Annotated in this window: 13 protein-coding genes and 1 pseudogene; 10 read left to right on the top strand and 4 right to left on the bottom strand. The window is 73.0% G+C overall.

Annotated features, from left to right (window positions below; all coding sequences use genetic code 11):
* Positions 1 to 68 precede the first annotated feature (68 nt).
* From QFZ75_RS11045 to QFZ75_RS11015, 7 genes are all read left to right on the top strand, one after another.
* Positions 69 to 2,828 (top strand): DNA translocase FtsK, encoded by a 2,760-nt coding sequence (locus QFZ75_RS11045; protein WP_307536041.1) that lies wholly within the window; start codon positions 69 to 71, stop codon positions 2,826 to 2,828.
* Between the two features lie 252 nt (positions 2,829 to 3,080).
* The gene (locus tag QFZ75_RS11040) at positions 3,081 to 3,941 is read left to right on the top strand and encodes a helix-turn-helix domain-containing protein (RefSeq protein WP_307536039.1); all 861 of its coding nucleotides are present in this window, start codon (positions 3,081 to 3,083) and stop codon (positions 3,939 to 3,941) included.
* A 141-nt stretch (positions 3,942 to 4,082) separates the two neighbouring features.
* Positions 4,083 to 5,564 (top strand): 30S ribosomal protein S12 methylthiotransferase RimO, encoded by a 1,482-nt coding sequence (gene rimO / locus QFZ75_RS11035; protein WP_307536038.1) that lies wholly within the window; start codon positions 4,083 to 4,085, stop codon positions 5,562 to 5,564.
* Positions 5,561 to 6,526 carry a CDP-diacylglycerol--glycerol-3-phosphate 3-phosphatidyltransferase gene (pgsA, locus tag QFZ75_RS11030; protein ID WP_373465841.1) on the top strand — a complete coding sequence of 322 codons (966 nt, stop codon included), beginning with the start codon at positions 5,561 to 5,563 and terminating at the stop codon, positions 6,524 to 6,526. Before rimO ends, pgsA begins: the two co-directional genes overlap by 4 nt.
* Entirely contained in the window at positions 6,523 to 7,068 is a 546-nt protein-coding gene (locus QFZ75_RS11025) for a CinA family protein (RefSeq protein WP_307536034.1), read from the top strand. Before pgsA ends, QFZ75_RS11025 begins: the two co-directional genes overlap by 4 nt.
* 109 nt (positions 7,069 to 7,177) lie before the next feature.
* Entirely contained in the window at positions 7,178 to 7,552 is a 375-nt protein-coding gene (locus QFZ75_RS11020; protein ID WP_149515307.1) for a helix-turn-helix domain-containing protein, read from the top strand.
* Between the two features lie 214 nt (positions 7,553 to 7,766).
* Complete coding sequence (locus tag QFZ75_RS11015; protein WP_307536032.1) at positions 7,767 to 8,246, top strand: Dps family protein; 480 nt, start codon at positions 7,767 to 7,769, stop codon at positions 8,244 to 8,246.
* A 589-nt stretch (positions 8,247 to 8,835) separates the two neighbouring features.
* Here the strand turns inward: QFZ75_RS11015 and QFZ75_RS11005 are convergent.
* From QFZ75_RS11005 to QFZ75_RS41115, 4 genes and pseudogenes are all read right to left on the bottom strand, one after another.
* Positions 8,836 to 9,600: an SDR family NAD(P)-dependent oxidoreductase gene (locus QFZ75_RS11005; protein WP_307536029.1), complete on the bottom strand. Its 765-nt coding sequence runs from the start codon at positions 9,598 to 9,600 to the stop codon at positions 8,836 to 8,838.
* Positions 9,601 to 9,632: 32 nt separating this feature from the next.
* Positions 9,633 to 10,448: an Fpg/Nei family DNA glycosylase gene (locus QFZ75_RS11000; protein ID WP_307536027.1), complete on the bottom strand. Its 816-nt coding sequence runs from the start codon at positions 10,446 to 10,448 to the stop codon at positions 9,633 to 9,635.
* Positions 10,449 to 10,549: 101 nt separating this feature from the next.
* A complete protein-coding gene (locus QFZ75_RS10995; RefSeq protein ID WP_373466034.1) occupies positions 10,550 to 13,873 on the bottom strand; it encodes a DEAD/DEAH box helicase in 3,324 nt (1,107 codons plus the stop codon).
* Between the two features lie 541 nt (positions 13,874 to 14,414).
* A pseudogene (locus QFZ75_RS41115) lies at positions 14,415 to 15,569 on the bottom strand (DEAD/DEAH box helicase); the annotation flags it as partial.
* 160 nt (positions 15,570 to 15,729) lie between these two features.
* Here QFZ75_RS41115 and QFZ75_RS10990 point away from each other — a divergent pair.
* Genes QFZ75_RS10990 through QFZ75_RS10980 form a run of 3 tightly spaced genes read left to right on the top strand, consistent with a single transcriptional unit; the run spans position 15,730 to position 17,665 of the window.
* On the top strand, positions 15,730 to 16,722 hold the full coding sequence (locus QFZ75_RS10990) for an AraC family transcriptional regulator (RefSeq protein ID WP_307536025.1): 993 nt from the start codon (positions 15,730 to 15,732) through the stop codon (positions 16,720 to 16,722).
* Entirely contained in the window at positions 16,623 to 17,354 is a 732-nt protein-coding gene (locus tag QFZ75_RS10985; protein ID WP_307544371.1) for an AzlC family ABC transporter permease, read from the top strand. The genes QFZ75_RS10990 and QFZ75_RS10985 overlap by 100 nt, the downstream gene beginning before the upstream one ends.
* Positions 17,351 to 17,665 (top strand): AzlD domain-containing protein, encoded by a 315-nt coding sequence (locus tag QFZ75_RS10980; protein WP_307536022.1) that lies wholly within the window; start codon positions 17,351 to 17,353, stop codon positions 17,663 to 17,665. Before QFZ75_RS10985 ends, QFZ75_RS10980 begins: the two co-directional genes overlap by 4 nt.
* Positions 17,666 to 17,670 lie beyond the last annotated feature (5 nt).

The raw sequence follows: 17,670 nt of genomic DNA, 5'->3' as shown, positions 1-17,670 counted from the left end.
GACGACACGAACGGGTGAAGCAGTAGGCACACGTGTCCGCAGTGGTCTCCACCGGTAACCTCGCACCCATGGCCTCACGTCAGCCCGCAGCCAAGAAGCCGATCCCCAAGAAGGCGGTCGCTCCGACGAAGGCTGTGGCGAAGAGGGCCCCGGCGAAGAAGGTTCCCGCCAAAAAGGTGCCCGCGAAGAAGGCCGCCGTCAGGAAGGCGCCGCCTCCGAAGCCGGCGCCCAGCCCGACCGGAGGCGTGTACAGGCTCCTGCGCGCCCTGTGGCTCGGGGTCGCGCACACCGTCGGCGCCGTGTTCCGCGGCATAGGGCAGGGCGCCAGGGGACTCGACCCGGCGCACCGCAAGGACGGTCTCGCCCTGCTGCTGATCGGCCTCGTGCTGATCACCGCCGCCGGAACCTGGTCCAACCTCCGCGGCCCCGTGGGCGACCTCGTCGAGATGCTCGTGACCGGCGCCTTCGGCCGCCTCGACCTGCTCGTGCCGATCCTGCTGGCGGTCGTCGCCGCCCGGCTCATCCGGCACCCCGAGAAGCCCGAGGCCAACGGACGCATCGTCATCGGCCTGTCCGCGCTCGCCATCGGCGTGCTCGGCCAGGTCCACATCGCCTGCGGGGCGCCCGCGCGCAGCGCCGGCATGCAGCCGATAAGGGACGCGGGCGGGCTCATCGGCTGGGGTGCGGCGACACCGCTGACGTACACGATGGGTGACGTCCTCGCCGTGCCGCTCCTCGTGCTGCTCACGGTGTTCGGACTGCTGGTGGTCACCGCGACACCCGTCAACGCGATTCCGCACCGGCTGCGGATGCTCGGTGTGCGGCTCGGTGTCCTGCAGCCGCGCGAGACCGACGACGTCGTCGGCGAGGACGACGAGCGCTACGACGAACAGTGGCGTGAGGCGCTGCCCGCGGGCTCCCGGCGGCGCCGTGCGGAGCCCGGGGCGTACGACCCGGACGACGCCGAGCAGGAGGCACTGGCCGGGCGCCGGGGCCGCCGCAGGCGCCCCGCCGTGCAGCAGCCCGAGATGGACCGGCCCATGGACGCGGTCGACGTGGCCGCGGCCGCCGCCGCGGCGCTGGACGGCGCCGTGATGCACGGGATGCCGCCCTCGCCGCTGGTGGCCGACCTGACGCAGGGCGTCGGCACGGACCGCGGCGACCACGAGGAATCGGGCCACGGCGCGGCGCCGTACCCCGACGCGGAGCCGACACCGGTGCCCGCCGCGCGGGGCAGGCGCGCCGGGCCCAGGCAGGAGACCCTGAAGGCCGAGGTCGCCGACCTGACCAAACCCGCTCCCGACGCGCCCCAGGACCTCCCGGCCCGGGCCGAGCAGCTCCAGCTCTCCGGCGACATCACCTACGCGCTGCCCTCGCTCGACCTGCTGGAGCGCGGCGGTCCCGGTAAGACGCGCAGCGCCGCCAACGACGCCATCGTCGCCTCGCTCACCAACGTCTTCACCGAGTTCAAGGTCGACGCGGCCGTCACCGGCTTCACCCGCGGGCCGACGGTCACGCGGTACGAGGTCGAGCTCGGCCCCGCCGTGAAGGTCGAGCGGATCACGGCGCTGGCGAAGAACATCGCGTACGCCGTCGCCAGCCCGGACGTGCGGATCATCAGCCCGATCCCCGGCAAGTCCGCGGTCGGCATCGAGATCCCCAACACCGACCGCGAGATGGTCAACCTCGGTGACGTGCTCCGTCTCGCGGCCGCCGCGGAGGACGACCACCCGATGCTGGTGGCGCTCGGCAAGGACGTCGAGGGCGGCTACGTGATGGCCAACCTCGCGAAGATGCCGCACGTCCTGGTGGCCGGAGCGACCGGCTCCGGAAAGTCCTCCTGCATCAACTGTCTGATCACGTCGGTCATGGTGCGGGCGACCCCCGATGACGTACGCATGGTTCTCGTCGACCCCAAGCGCGTCGAGCTGACCGCGTACGAGGGAATTCCGCACCTGATCACGCCCATCATCACCAACCCGAAGCGGGCCGCCGAGGCGCTGCAGTGGGTCGTCCGGGAGATGGACCTGCGCTACGACGACCTGGCGGCCTTCGGGTACCGGCACATCGACGACTTCAACGACGCCATCAGGAAGGGCAAGGTCAAGCTGCCCGAGGGCAGCGAGCGGGAGCTCTCCCCGTACCCGTACCTGCTGGTGATCGTGGACGAGCTCGCCGACCTGATGATGGTCGCGCCGAGGGACGTCGAGGACGCCATCGTGCGCATCACGCAGCTCGCGCGCGCGGCCGGCATCCACCTGGTGCTCGCCACGCAGCGGCCGTCCGTCGACGTCGTCACCGGCCTGATCAAGGCGAACGTGCCGTCCCGGCTCGCCTTCGCCACCTCCTCGCTCGCCGACAGCCGCGTCATCCTCGACCAGCCCGGCGCCGAGAAGCTGATCGGCAAGGGCGACGGGCTCTTCCTGCCGATGGGCGCGAACAAGCCCACCCGTATGCAGGGCGCCTTCGTCACCGAGGACGAGGTCGCGGCCGTGGTGCAGCACTGCAAGGACCAGATGGCGCCGGTCTTCCGGGACGACGTCACCGTGGGCACCAAGCAGAAGAAGGAGATCGACGAGGACATCGGCGACGACCTCGACCTGCTGTGCCAGGCCGCCGAACTCGTCGTGTCCACGCAGTTCGGGTCGACCTCGATGCTCCAGCGCAAACTGCGCGTCGGCTTCGCCAAGGCCGGGCGGCTGATGGACCTCATGGAGTCCCGCAGCATCGTCGGGCCCAGTGAGGGGTCCAAGGCGCGCGACGTCCTCGTGAAGGCCGACGAGCTGGACGGCGTGCTCGCGGTGATCCGCGGGGAGGCCCAGCCGTAGAGGGCGGGCCGCGAAGTTTGAATCGGGCCATCGGGGTGATCCGAACGTGACTCACCCGTAAGGAAACGGTGAGCAACTGTTTCCCCTCGTCGCACGTCAAGTTGAGGGAAGGGACAGGCAGCTGTCCCGTCATCAGGATGACCGGCCATTCCGATGGCGTACAAAGTCCTACCGCCCGGTTGCCCCACCCTTTCGTACCCCCCCTAGACTGAACCCCCAGCACAGGTGGCTCGACGCTCGAAAGGCGCCCCCGTGTCCATCGGCAACTCCCCTGACGACAACACCTCCGACGACCACACCCCTCAGGACGAGCGTCCCTCCGTGGAGGACGATCTGCCTTCGGTCGGGCACGCCCTGCGACAGGCGCGCATCGCGGCGGGGCTGACCGTCGACGACGTCAGTAACGCCACGCGGGTCCGTATCGCCATCGTGCGCGCGATCGAAGAGGACGACTTCGGCCCCTGCGGCGGCGACGTCTACGCGCGCGGTCACATCAAGACGCTCGCCCGCGCCGTCGGCCTCGACCCGGTTCCGCTGCTCGCGAGCTATGACGCCGCGCACGGCGGCCGGCCGGCGCCCACCCCCGCCGCTCCCATGTTCGAGGCGGAGCGGATCCGTCCCGAGCGCCGGGGCCCCAACTGGACCGCGGCCATGGTCGCGGCCATCGTCGCCGTGATCGGCTTCGTCGGATTCACCCTGTTCAGCGGTGGCGACGACGACGCCTCGACGACGCAGGTCGCCGAGGGCTCCACGCCCAGCGCCGGCAAGCCCGCCAAGACCGAGCCGGCGCCGGCCGCGTCCGGCACCCCGAAGTCCGCCCCCTCCGAGAGCGCCATCGCGGCCGCCCCGCAGGACAAGGTCACCGTCCAGGTCAGCGCCCCCGACGGCCGCAGCTGGATCTCGGCCAAGGACCACAACGGCCGGCTGCTCTTCGACGGCCTGCTCGAACAGGGCGACTCCAAGACCTTCCAGGACAAGGAGAAGGTCGACCTCGTCCTCGGCGACGCGGGCGCCATCCAGCTGTACGTGAACGGCAAGAAGATCGACGACGAGTTCCAGTCGGGCCAGGTGGAGCGCCTCTCGTACACGAAGGGCGACCCCGAGGTCGGCTGAGCCGAACCGCTGTGCCGGTACGCGCCGGCACAGCGCGTGCACACCTCCGCCCGGTCTCCCGGGCACCCGCGGACGGGGTTGGCCGTGATCGGCCAACCCCGTCGACGTGGGCCGTCACCGGGACGAAGTAGTCTTGAGCCCATGCCTGAACGCCGTACCGTCGCACTCGTCACTCTTGGCTGCGCCCGTAACGAGGTGGACTCGGAGGAGCTCGCAGGCCGCTTGGAGGCGGACGGCTGGCACCTCGTGGAGGACGCCGAGGACGCGGACGTCGCCGTCGTCAACACCTGTGGCTTCGTCGAGGCCGCCAAGAAGGACTCCGTCGACGCCCTCCTGGAGGCCAACGACCTCAAGGGACACGGCAGAACCCAGGCGGTCGTCGCCGTCGGCTGCATGGCCGAGCGCTACGGCAAGGAACTGGCCGAGGCGCTGCCCGAGGCCGACGGCGTGCTCGGCTTCGACGACTACGCCGACATCTCCGACCGGCTCCAGACCATCCTGAACGGCGGCATCCACGCCGCCCACACCCCGCGCGACCGGCGCAAGCTGCTGCCGATCAGCCCCGCCGAGCGGCAGGACGCCGGCGCGGAGGTCGCCCTTCCGGGACACGGCCCCGTCGACCTCCCCGAAGGACTCGCTCCGGACTCGGGCCCCCGCGCGCCCCTGCGCCGGCGCCTGGACGGCTCCCCGGTCGCCTCGGTGAAGCTCGCCTCCGGCTGCGACCGGCGCTGCTCCTTCTGCGCCATCCCGTCCTTCCGCGGCTCCTTCATCTCGCGGCGCCCCAGTGACGTACTGGGGGAGACGCGCTGGCTCGCCGAGCAGGGCGTGAAGGAGATCATGCTGGTCTCCGAGAACAACACCTCGTACGGCAAGGACCTCGGCGACATCCGCCTCCTGGAGACGCTGCTGCCCGAGCTCGCCGACGTCGACGGGATCGAGCGGGTGCGCGTCAGCTACCTGCAGCCCGCCGAGATGCGGCCCGGACTCATCGACGTGCTGACCTCCACGCCGAAGATCGCCCCCTACTTCGACCTGTCCTTCCAGCACTCCGCGCACGGGGTGCTGCGCGCCATGCGGCGGTTCGGGAACACCGACCAGTTCCTGGGCCTCCTCGACACCATCCGCTCCAAGGCCCCGCAGGCCGGCGTCCGGTCCAACTTCATCGTCGGCTTCCCCGGCGAGAGCGCGGACGACCTGGCGGAGCTGGAGCGCTTCCTGACCGCCGCGCGCCTGGACGCCATCGGCGTCTTCGGGTACTCCGACGAGGACGGCACCGAGGCGGCGACGTACGAGAACAAGCTGGACGAGGACGTCGTCGCCGAGCGGCTCGCGCGCGTGTCCCGGCTCGCCGAGGAGCTGGTCTCGCAGCGGGCGGAGGAGCGCGTCGGGGAGACGCTCCAGGTCCTCGTCGAGTCCACCGGCTCGGCCGCCGAGGACGAGGCCGCGTACGGCCGCGCCGCGCACCAGGCGCCCGAGACGGACGGCCAGGTGCTGTTCACGAGCGGCGAAGGACTGGCCGTCGGTCGTATGGTCGAGGCGAAGGTGGTCGGTACGGAAGGTGTCGACCTGGTGGCGGAGCCGCTCCCGGGCTCGCAGGTGTGTACTGAGGAGGCAGCCAGATGACCGGAGTCCCGGCATCCGCGGCGGGCGGCCCCGGTGCGCCCTCTCCCCGCGGAACCGCCGGAACTGCCGGCACGGCACCGGTCGGTACGGGATCCGGATCCACTCAGACGGGGCCCGTCGGTACAGGGCCCGTCGGTACGGGACCCGCCCAGACGGCACCTGCCGGTACGGGAGCCTCCGCGCCGGGGGTTCCTGGTACGGGTATCCCGGATGCGGTGACCTCCGGCGCCGGGACTTCCGGTGCCAAGGTGTCCGGTGTGCAGGCTCCGGGCGGCGGGGCTTCGGGTGGCGGGGCTCCAGGTGGCGGGGCTTCGGGCGGTCAGGCGCCGAAGACACCGCTCGGCGGTACGAAGCTCGGCGCCGCGGCCGTCAACCAGGCCAGCCTGTGGAACGTCGCCAATCTGCTCACCATGCTCCGGCTGGTACTCGTGCCGGGGTTCGTGGCGCTGATGCTGGCCGACGGCGGGTACGACCCCGTGTGGCGGGCCTGGGCCTGGGCGGCCTTCGCCGTCGCCATGATCACGGACATCTTCGACGGGCATCTGGCCCGCACGTACGACCTCGTCACCGACTTCGGGAAGATCGCCGACCCCATCGCCGACAAGGCGATCATGGGGGCGGCGCTGATCTGTCTCTCCTACCTCGGCGATCTGCCCTGGTGGGTGACCGCGGTGATCCTCGGGCGCGAGCTGGGGATCACCTTGCTGCGTTTCCTGGTGATCCGCTACGGCGTGATCCCGGCCAGCCGCGGCGGCAAGCTGAAGACCCTCACGCAGGGCGTGGCCGTCGGGATGTACGTCCTGGCGCTGACGGGGCCGCTGGCGACCCTGAGGTTCTGGGTGATGGCCGTGGCGGTCGCCCTGACCGTCGTCACCGGAGCCGACTACGTAAGACAGGCCATTGTGCTGCGGCGCCAGGGACTGGCCGCGCGGCGGGCCGCCGCCGGGGAGGCGCAGGCGTGACGTCCACGGCCGCCGAAGTGCTGCGACTACTCACGGTGAAGGGGCAGACCCTTGCGGTCGCCGAGTCGCTCACCGGCGGTCTGGTGGCCGCGGAGCTGGCGGCGGTCCCCGGAGCCTCCAAGGCCTTCCGCGGCTCCGTGACGGCGTACGCCACCGATCTCAAGCGCGACGTGCTGGGTGTCGACGCCGCCCTGCTGGAGCGGCGTGGAGCGGTGGACCCGCAGGTCGCGGCAGCGATGGCGGCCGGTGTACGCAAGGTGCTCGGCGCGGACTGGGGGATTTCGACCACCGGGGTCGCGGGTCCTGATTCCCAGGACGGGCAGTCGGTCGGCACGGTTTTCGTCGCCGTGGACGGGCCCCGCGCGGCGACGGACGCAAGCGCTCTTGGCGGGAAAGTGGCGGCGCTGCGGTTGAACGGCTCCCGGACGGAAATCCGTATGGAGAGTGTACGGAGCGTGCTCGCACTGCTTCTGGAGCGGCTTGTGGGCGAACACCCTGGGAATGAGCGGACACAGGATACGGAACAGAACGGGGGGTTTTGATGTTTGCAGCCCTGAGTGAACACGACATCGCTCCCCGCACGGCCGCGGCGCAAGGCGGTACGGTGGGGCGTGAAGGATGCGGCTACGCGGTCCGAGGAGGGAGCCACCGATGATTCTGCTCCGTCGCCTGCTTGGTGACGTGCTGCGTCGGCAGCGCCAGCGCCAGGGCCGTACTCTGCGCGAAGTCTCCTCGTCCGCCCGAGTTTCGCTCGGCTATCTCTCCGAGGTGGAGCGGGGGCAGAAAGAGGCTTCCTCGGAACTGCTCTCCGCGATCTGCGACGCGCTGGACGTACGGATGTCGGAACTGATGCGGGAAGTGAGCGATGAGCTCGCCCTCGCCGAGCTGGCCCGGTCGGCAGCGGCCACCGAACCTGTGCCCACGCCGGTACGCCCGAGGCTGAACTCCGTCTCGGTGGCCGGTGTGCCACCGGAACGGGTGACCATCAAGGCGCCTGCGGAAGCGGTCGACGTCGTCGCCGCCTGACGCCCGCGCGCTTGACGCCCGTGAACTGAGAAGAACTGTGCGAGAGCCCCGGCAGGGGCTTCCCCGGGGAGACCCGGGGAAGCGGGCCGGGGTTTTTGTGTGGGCGGACCCGGGCGAGTCGTGGGGCTCTGTCGCGTTTGCCGGGATCGTCCGGGGCGGCGATGGTGGAGGTGCGAGAGCTGGCCCGTTGGGCGCTGCTGACCGGAGGATGTCGATGTACGTCGTGAAGAGCCCGTTGTCCGATGCCGATCTCAAGATCGTGTCCGAGGCGCTGCAAGGCGCGCTCGTCGATCTGGTGGATCTGTCGCTGGTGGCGAAACAGATCCACTGGAACGTGGTCGGGCCGCGCTTCCGGTCCGTCCACCTCCAGCTCGACGAGGTCGTCGACTCCGCGCGGCTGCACTCCGACTCCGTGGCGGAACGTGCCTCGGCGCTCGGCGTCTCGCCGGACGGACGTGCCGCGACGGTCGCGAGCAGCAGCGGTATCGGCGTCGTACAGAACGGGTGGGTGAAGGACGTCGACGCGGTCGGCTCCCTCGTCGACGCGCTCGGTGCCGTGATCGGGCGGATGCGGGAGCGGGTGGAGTCGACGGAGACCGCTGATCCGGTGAGTCAGGACCTGCTCATCGGGATCACGGCGGATCTCGAGAAGCACCACTGGATGTTCCAGGCGGAGAACGCGGGCAACGGATAACAGCCGGTCAAGGGTGGTCCGCTTCGGCGTTGGACCCGGCTTCGGGGCGCATCGTGGCGTTGGGGCGCCATTGGTGCGCCCGGTGCGCTCCTGTTGTGCTGGTGCGCCCTGTCGGCAGGGGGACACGGGGGTCTAGCGTCGGGCTGGAGGCGGTGCCATGACGGGGCGAACGGTGCGAATAGGCAGGTGGGGGCTTGCTCTGGGGGCTGGAGGGCTGTGGTGGTGGGCGGTCCTACGGCTGGCGTTCGCCGCGGACGCCGGCGTGCTCGAGGGCGCGGTGGCGGCGGGCGGGTGGGGGCTGAGTCTGCTGCCGGTGCACTGTGTGCCGAAGAAACGGGCCGTGGGGGCGGCCGGGTCGGACCGGTGGATGCGGCGCGTTCTGGAGGTCTGGCGACGCGGGCGCGGACCGCTGCCGGGGCGGGGGGAGCCCTCTTGACGGGCTGGACGGGCTGGACGGGCTTGCGGGCTGGACGGGGTGGAGTCGCATCGCGGCTGGATGTCGGGTGCTGAACGTCGGGTGCTGGGTGCTGGACGCGGTTCTCCGGGGTGCGGAGCTGTGCGGCAGGGGCTGCCGGAGCGCGTTCGGGTGCTACCAGGGCATCGCCACGCCCCCGTTGGGGCGGAGGATCTGGCCCGTCGTGAAGGCCGAGGCGTCGGAGGCGAGGTGCAGGACCGCGTGCGCGATGTCCTCGGGGTCGCCGACCCGGCCCAGCGGTGACATACGGGCCATGAACGCCTCCGTCCGCGCCTGGGTCCCCTCGTTGTGGCGGTCGGTCATCGGCGTGCGGATCCAGCCCGGCGCGACCGCGTTCACACGGATGCCGTGCGGGCCCATCTCGGTCGCCAGGGTCTTCGTCAGCTGTACGACGGCCGCCTTCGCGGCGCCGTAGCAGAGCAGCCCCGGCCCGCCGGTGTCGACGGCGCCCGAGGCCATCGTGATGATGCTCCCCGGGGTCCTGGTGGCCAGCATCGAACGGGCCGCCTCCTGGCAGGCGTACAGGACGCCCTTGAAGTTGACCCCCAGGACCCGGTCGAGGTCCTCGTCCCTGGTCGTCAGGACGGGACTGCTGTGCATGATTCCGGCGACGGCCGCCATGACGTCCAGGCGGGCGCAGGTCGCGACGGCTGCGGCGAGCCGGGCCCGGTCGGTGACGTCGAGGGTGTGGACGTGGGCCGTACCGCCCCCGTCCTTGATCAGGGCGGCCGTCCCGTCGAGGCCCCGCGCGTCACGGTCCGCGCAGTGGACGGCCGCACCCGCCTCCGCGAGCAGGACGGCACTGGCGCGGCCGATGCCGCTCGCCGCGCCGGTGACGAATGCGGTGCGTCCGGTGAGGTCGTACGCCGTGACGGGCATGAGGGGACCGTACGAGGGAATCTGACGGGCCGTCAATTGGTCGGGCGTGCCGGGCTCGGGGCCGGGCCCGGCTGGCAGGCCGGGCACCAGTACGTGGGGCGCTCGCGGGAGCCGTCGCCCTGGTTCGCCACGCGGATCCGGGTGCCGCAGCGCAGACAGGGGCGGCCCGCGCGGCCGTACACGAACAGGTTCTGGTCACGGCGGCCGGTCGTGACGCGCTGGGGGCGCTCGCGGTTGACGTCCAGGAGCTTCTTGGCGAGCGTCATCGCGTGGGCGGCGTACTCGGCGGGGAGCCGGCCCACGGGCAGCCAGGGGGTGACGCGCAGCAGGAAGCAGAGCTCGCTCTTGTAGACGTTGCCGATGCCGGCGAGATTGCGCTGGTCGAGGAGGGCCTCACCGAGGGCCCGGTCCGGGTCGCGCCGGATGTTCGCCAGGGCGGTGCCGGGATTCCAGTCGGGACCCAGGAGGTCGGGGCCCAGATGGCCGACCGCGCGGTCCTCGTCGGCGGTGTGCAGCAGTTCCAGGACGGGCAGCCGGTACCCGACGGCGGTGCGCTCCTCGGTGCCGAGGATCACGCGGATCTGGTGGTCGGGACCGCCGCGCCAGCGCTCGCCGGGCGCGTAGATCCTCCAGGAGCCGTCCATGCGCAGGTGCGAGTGCAGGGTCAGGCCGCCCTCGACGCGGATGAGCAGGTGCTTCCCGCGCGGGGTGACGTCCAGGACGGTGCGCCCGGTGAGGTCGGACAGGGCGTACTTGGGGACCCGTAGGTCGGAACGGGTGAGTACGTGACCCGCGAGGGCCTCGTGCAGGCGTCTGGTGGCCTGCCAGACGGTGTCTCCCTCAGGCATGGGATCCAGGGTGGCACGGGTGGGGTGCCTCCTGGGGGCGGGTCCTGCCGGACGGGCCGCCGGGGGCCTGGCGGGAGTGCGTCGCAGGTGGGCGGGTGGTCCTACGCGCGCAGGCGCAGTCCGCGCGGGGTCGCATGGAAACCGGCTCCTTCCAGCAGGGCGCCGAACTCGGAGGTGAGGGCGGAGGCGCCGTTGACCCGCTCCACGGTGACGGTGCCGAGGGAACCCGCCCGGGCCGCCGCGGCCAGTGCCTCGGCCGCTGTGCGCAGCCGCGCGTCGTGCCGGGGCGCCTCGTCCGGTGCGCCGGGCCAGGCCAGGAGCGTCTTGCCGCCGCGCTCCATGTAGAGGGCCAGCTCGCCGTCCACCAGGACGACCAGGGAGCCCGCCTTGCGGCCCGCCTTGTGGCCCGCGCCGGTCGGGGGTTCGGGCCAGGGGAGGGCCGCTCCGTAGGCGTTCGCGGGGTCGGCCGCGGCCAGCACGACGGCGCGGTGGGTGTCGTCCGCGCGGGTACGGGAGCGGGGGCCTCCGGGGAACGCCTGCGGGGCCGAACGGGGTGAGTCGGCGAAGGGGGACGCGTAACCCTGCCGGGAGCCGCGCGACGAGGCGCCGGTGCCGGTGCCGGTGCCGGTGCCGAAGGACGGTCCGGAACCGGTGCCCAGGGAGTACGGGTCGTCGTCCGGCGGCAGGGTGCCGGCGGACGGGAGGCCCGCGTCGTCGGTGAAGGGGTCCGGATGCCCGGTGGGGCCGTCGAAGGGGTCCAGGGGTCCGGCGGGGTCGCCGAAGGAGTCCGGCGCGCCCGCGTGGGGGCTCGGCGTGTACGTCCCCGAACGGCCGAGTGCGGGAGCGCCCGCGAAGGCGGGCTCGGGCAGGGACTCGCCCCGCTCGCGGGCGGTCGCCGCCGCGCGCAGCCGGTCCACGGCGCCGTCCATCGCGAACTGGGCGGCTCCGAGCCCTTCCACCACATAGCCGCGGCGGGCCTGGCCGCTCTCCTCGAAGACCGACAGGACGCGGTAGACGGCGGAGAAGCCGCCCTCCACGCCCTCCGCCGCGACCGCGCCCCGGGTGACCACGCCGTGCCGGTCCAGGAGGGTGCGGGCCAGGGCGTGGGCGCGCACCGTGGCGTCGGGCTCCCGGCCGGGGAGCAGCGACCAGCGGCCCGCGACGGTCGGCGGGCCGGTGCGCGAGGTGGGGCGCGCGGCGGACGTCAGGCCGCCGTACCGCCCGCGGGGGGCCGCGCGTTTCGCGCGGTGCGCGGTGGAGCCCGCGGTACGGCCCGAGCCCAGGAGGGAGCGCATCGGGCCGAGCGTGTCGTTCGTCAGGCGGCCCGACCACGCCAGGTCCCAGATGACGTCGGCCAGCTGGAGGTCGGTGGCCTCCGGATGCGTGGTGGCGCGGACCTGGTCGGTGATCTGGCGGAAGAAGAGGCCGTAGCCGCCGGAGAGGGCGTCCAGGACCGACCGGTGGAGCGCGGTCAGTTCCAGGGGGTGCGGAGCGGGCAGGAGGAGCGGCGCCGCGTCCGCCAGGTACAGGGAGACCCAGCCGTCCTTGCCGGGCAGGGCGCCGGCACCGGCCCAGACCACCTCGCCGGCGGCCGTCAGCTCGTCGAGCATCGCGGGGGCGTAGTGCGAGACGCGGGACGGCAGGACCAGTTTCTCCAGCGCCGACGCGGGCACCGAGGCGCCCTGCAGCTGCTCGACGGCGCGCACGAGTCCGTCGAGGCCGCGCAGGTTGTGCCCGCTGCCCAGGTGCTGCCACTGCGGCAGGAACTGGGCGAGCGCGGCGGGCGGCACCGGCTCCAGCTCGTGGCGCAGCGCGGCCAGCGAACGGCGCCGCAGTCTGCGCAGCACCGTCGCGTCGCACCACTCCTGGCCGATCCCCGCCGGATGGAACTCGCCCTGCACGACACGGCCGCTCGCCGCGAGCCGCTGCAGGGCGCCTTCCGTGACGGCGGTACCGAGGCCGAAGCGGGCCGCGGCCGCGGTCGAGGTGAACGGGCCGTGCGTGCGTGCGTACCGGGCGAGGAGGTCGCCCAGCGGGTCCTTGACCGGCTCGGTGAAGGCTTCGGGGACGCCGACGGGCAGCGCGGTGCCGAGCGCGTCCCGCAGCCGGCCCGCGTCCTCGATCGTCGCCCAGTGGTCGGCCCCGGCGATGCGGACCTGGATCGCACGGCGGGTCGCGGCCAGCTCACGGGCCCACTCGGGCTCGGCCCCGCGCTCGGCCAGCTCGGCGTCGGTGAGCGGGCCGAGCATCCGCAGCCGGTCCGCGACACCCTCGATGTCCTTGGTCCGCCGGTCCTCGGTCAGCCACTGCAGCTCGCTCTCCAGCTCGGTCAGGACGTCCGCGTCCAGGAGCTCGCGCAGTTCCGCCTGACCGAGGAGCTCGGCGAGCAGGTGCGAGTCCAGCGACAGGGCCGCCGCGCGCCGTTCGGCGAGGGGCGAGTCGCCCTCGTACAGGAACTGGGCGACGTAACCGAACAGCAGCGAGCGGGCGAAGGGGGACGGCTCGGGTGTCGTGACCTCGACGAGCCGCACCTTGCGGGACTCCAGGTCGCCCATCAGCTCGACGAGACCGGGCACGTCGAAGACGTCCTGGAGGCATTCGCGGACCGCCTCCAGGACGATCGGGAAGGAACCGAACTCGCTGGCCACCTGGAGCAGCTGGGCGGCGCGCTGGCGCTGCTGCCACAGGGGCGTGCGCTTGCCCGGGCTGCGGCGCGGCAGGAGCAGGGCGCGGGCCGCGCACTCACGGAAGCGGGACGCGAACAGGGCCGAGCCGCCGACCTGGTCCGTGACGATCTGGTTGACCTCGCCCTTGTCGAAGACGACGTCCGCCGCGCCCACGGGGGCCTGCTCGGAGTCGTACTCCGTGCCCGCCTTGGCGGGCTCCTGGTCGAGCAGGTCCAGGCTCATCAGATCGGCGTCCGGCAGGCGCAGCACGATGCCGTCGTCGGCGTGCATGACCTGCGCGTCCATGCCGTAGCGCTCGGAGAGGCGGGCACCGAGCGCGAGCGCCCAGGGGGCGTGCACCTGGGCGCCGAAGGGGGAGTGCACGACGACACGCCAGTCGCCCAGCTCGTCGCGGAACCGCTCGACGACGATGGTGCGGTCGTCCGGGACGTGTCCGCAGGCCTCGCGCTGCTCGGCCAGGTACGACAGGACGTTGTCCGCGGCCCAGTCGTCCAGGCCCGCGGCGAGGAGCCGCAGCCGGGCGTCGTCCTTGGGCAGTGAGCCGACCTCGCGGAGGAACGCGCCCAGCGCGCGGCCCAGTTCGAGCGGGCGCCCGAGCTGGTCGCCCTTCCAGAACGGCAGCCTGCCGGGCACGCCGGGCGCGGGGGAGACCAGGACGCGGTCGCGGGTGATGTCCTCGATGCGCCAGGAGCTGGTGCCCAGGGTGAAGACGTCGCCGACCCGGGACTCGTAGACCATCTCCTCGTCGAGCTCGCCGACCCGGCCACCGCCCTTCTTGGGGTCGGAACCGGCGAGGAACACCCCGAAGAGGCCGCGGTCGGGGATCGTGCCTCCGGAGGTGACGGCGAGGCGCTGGGCGCCGGGGCGCCCGGTGACCGTGCCCGCGACGCGGTCCCACACCACGCGCGGCCGCAGCTCGGCGAAGGCGTCCGACGGGTAGCGGCCCGCGAGCATGTCGAGCACCGCCGTGAACGCCGATTCGGGCAGCGCGGCGAAACGGCGCCGCCCGGCGGACCGTGGCGAGCAGGTCGTCGAACTGCCAGGAGTCCATTGCCGTCATGGCGACGATCTGCTGGGCCAGTACGTCCAGCGGGTTCGCCGGCACCCGGAGGGACTCGATGGAGCCGGTGCGCATCCGCTCGGTGACGACGGCGGCCTGGACGAGGTCGCCCCGGTACTTCGGGAAGACCACGCCCGTGGAGACCGCCCCGACCTGGTGGCCCGCGCGGCCCACGCGCTGGAGGCCGGACGCCACCGACGGCGGCGACTCGACCTGGACGACGAGGTCCACCGCGCCCATGTCGATGCCCAGTTCGAGGCTGGAGGTGGCGACCACGGCGGGCAGACGGCCCGCCTTGAGGTCCTCCTCGACGAGGGTGCGCTGCTCCTTGGAGACCGATCCGTGGTGGGCGCGGGCGATGACCGTGGGGGCACCCTGGGCCGCGCCCGAGCCGCCCATCAGCTCGGCCGGGGAATGGTGCTCCGCCAGGGGCTCGCCCGTCGCCCGCTCGTACGCGATCTCGTTCAGCCGGTTGCAGAGGCGCTCCGCGAGGCGGCGGGAGTTGGCGAAGACGATCGTCGAGCGGTGGGACTGGACGAGGTCGACGATCCGCTCCTCGACATGCGGCCAGATGGAGGGCTTCTCCGCGCCCTCGTCGCGGTCGGCCGCCGGGGAGCCGCCCAGCTCGCCCAGGTCCTCGACGGGCAGGACCACGGAGAGGTCGAACTCCTTGCCGGACGGTGGCTGGACGATCTCCACCTTGCGCTGCGGTGAGAGGTAGCGGGCGACCTCGTCCACCGGGCGGACGGTGGCGGAGAGGCCGATCCGGCGCGCCGGCCTCGGCAGCAGCTCGTCGAGCCGCTCCAGGGTCAGCGCGAGGTGGGCGCCGCGTTTCGTGCCCGCGACCGCGTGCACCTCGTCCAGGATCACCGTCTCGATGCCGGTCAGCGCGTCGCGCGCGGCCGACGTCAGCATCAGGAACAGCGACTCCGGGGTGGTGATCAGGATGTCCGGCGGGCGGGTGGCCAGCGTGCGGCGCTCGGCGGCCGGGGTGTCGCCGGAGCGGATGCCGACCTTCACCTCGGGCTCGGGCAGCCCCAGCCGCACCGACTCCTGCCGGATGCCGGTCAGAGGGCTGCGCAGGTTCCGCTCCACGTCGACCGCGAGGGCCTTCAGCGGCGACACGTACAGGACGCGGCAGCGTTTCCTGGGGTCGGCGGGCGGCGGGGCCGAGGCCAGCTGGTCCAGCGCGGCCAGGAACGCGGCCAGCGTCTTGCCGGAGCCGGTCGGGGCCACCACCAGCACGTCCGAGCCCTCGGCGATGGCCTGCCACGCGCCGGCCTGGGCGTCGGTGGGCGCGGAGAAGGCCCCCGTGAACCAGGCGCGGGTCGCGGGGGAGAAGCCGTTCAGGGCTCGTTGCGCGGAGCTGACCATGCGTCCATCCTGCACCCGGACACTGACAATGGCATTGACCTGCGGGAACGCGGGTCGTGCCGGCGGCTCGCCGGTGCGGCCCGCGGGTTCGCGGGCTCGCGGCCGATGGCGCGCAGGCGGCCGCGTCCGGTGCCCGGGCGCGGTGGCGGAGAATGGCCGTGTGGCGGGTACGGGGCAGGAGCGGGCACGGCACTGGCGGTACGCGGAGCTGCCCGGTGTCGATCTGCTGCGCGCCCGGTACGTGCACAAGACCTTCGTCCGGCACACGCACGAGAACTTCGTCATCGCCGCCGTCACCGACGGCGTGGAGGTCTTCCACCACGGCGGCGCCGACCGGTACGCGGGGCCCGGCACACTCGCCCTGGTCAACCCCGACACCCCGCACACGGGGCGGGCCGGTGTCCCCGAGGGCTGGCGGTACGGGGCGGTCTACCCCTCACCGGAACTGGTCGCGGAGATCGCCGCCGGGACCACCTCCCTGCGCGGCTCCCCCGGATTCGTGGACCCGGTGCTCGACGACCCGTACACCGTGGGGCTGGTCCACCAGGTGCTGCGCGCCGCCGACGAGGGGAACGCGCTCGCCGCCGACACCTTGCTGCGGGTGGCCGTGACCCGGCTGCTGAGGCTGAACGGCGGAGCGCTGCCGCAGCGGGTCGCGCGGACGGCGGGCGCCCGGACGGCGGCACGCGCGCGTGCCGTGCTCGAGGAGCGGATCACGCGGCCGCCCACGCTGGAACGGCTCGCCGGAGACCTCGGGACCAGCCCCTTCGCCCTGCTGCGCGCCTTCCGGGACGCCTACGGGATGCCGCCCCACGCGTGGCTCACCGACGTCCGGGTACGGCGGGCACGCAGGCTGCTGGACGCCGGGGTCCTGCCCTCCGAGGCGGCGCTCGCCGTGGGCTTCACCGACCAGCCGCATCTCAACCGGCACTTCACCCGGATCGTGGGCGTGCCGCCCGGTGCCTACCGGCGCGAGCGCAAGAACGTACAAGACCCGCGGCAGGGATCCGGCCTAGGGTCCGGGACGTGGCAGAAGAAACAGCTCTCGCGGACATACGAAGTGAAGACGGCGGAAAACCCGACGCCGCCGTCGTACGGGACGCCCTCGGCGTCGGGGTGGCCGTCGGACTCTCCGGCTTCGCCTTCGGGGTGACCTCGGCGGGCGGCGGACTCACGGTGCTGCAGACCTGCGCCCTGAGCCTGCTGGTCTTCACCGGCGCCTCGCAGTTCGCCCTGGTGGGGGCGCTGGCCGGCGGCGGCAACCCGTTCACGGCCGCCGCGGGCGCGTTCTTCCTGGGAGTGCGCAACGCGTTCTACGGGCTGCGCCTGTCGCAGTTGCTGGCCCTCCCGCGCGCGGTGCGCCCCTTCGCCGCGCAGTGGGTCATCGACGAGACCACGGCCGTGGCCCTCGCCCAGCCCACGCGGCGCGGTGTGCGGATCGGGTTCACCGTCACCGGCCTGTCGCTGTACCTGCTGTGGAACCTGACCACCCTGCTCGGGGCGCTGGGCGCCGAAGCCATCGGGGACACCGACGCGTGGGGCCTGGACGCGGCCGGACCCGCGGTCTTCCTCGCGCTGCTCGCGCCGATGGTCAGGACGACCCTGGAACGGGCCGTCGCCGGCCTCGCGGTCGTGCTCGGGCTCGGGCTGCTGCCCGTACTGCCCGCCGGTGTCCCCGTCCTGGTCGCCGCGCTGGCCGCCCCGGTCGCGCTCTGGGTGGCCGGCCGCCGCGGGACGCGCACGGGCCCCGCCGGTGAGCCCGGCGGGGAGCGGGAGGAGCGGTGAACATCTGGATCGCGATCGGCCTGACCGCCGTCGGCTGCTACGCCGTGAAACTGATCGGGCTGCTGATCCCCGCGGGCGCGCTGGAACGGCCGCTCGTCCGGCGGCTGGCCGCCCTGCTGCCCGTCGCCCTGCTGGCGGCCCTGACCGCCCAGCAGACCTTCGCCGACGGCCGCGTCCTGGTCCTGGACGCGAGGGCCGCGGGGCTCGCCGCGGCCGCCGTGGCACTGCTGCTGCGGGCCCCCTTCCTGCTGGTCGTGGCCGCGGCCGTGGTGGTCACGGCGGGGGTACGGGCGATGACGGGCCAGGGCTGATCCCG

The organism is Streptomyces sp. V3I8, assembly GCF_030817535.1.
In the GTDB taxonomy this organism is placed as follows: Bacteria; Actinomycetota; Actinomycetes; order Streptomycetales; family Streptomycetaceae; genus Streptomyces.
The sequence above is the reverse complement of the archived record's forward strand: the minus strand, read 5'-3'. Positions and strand labels throughout refer to the sequence as shown.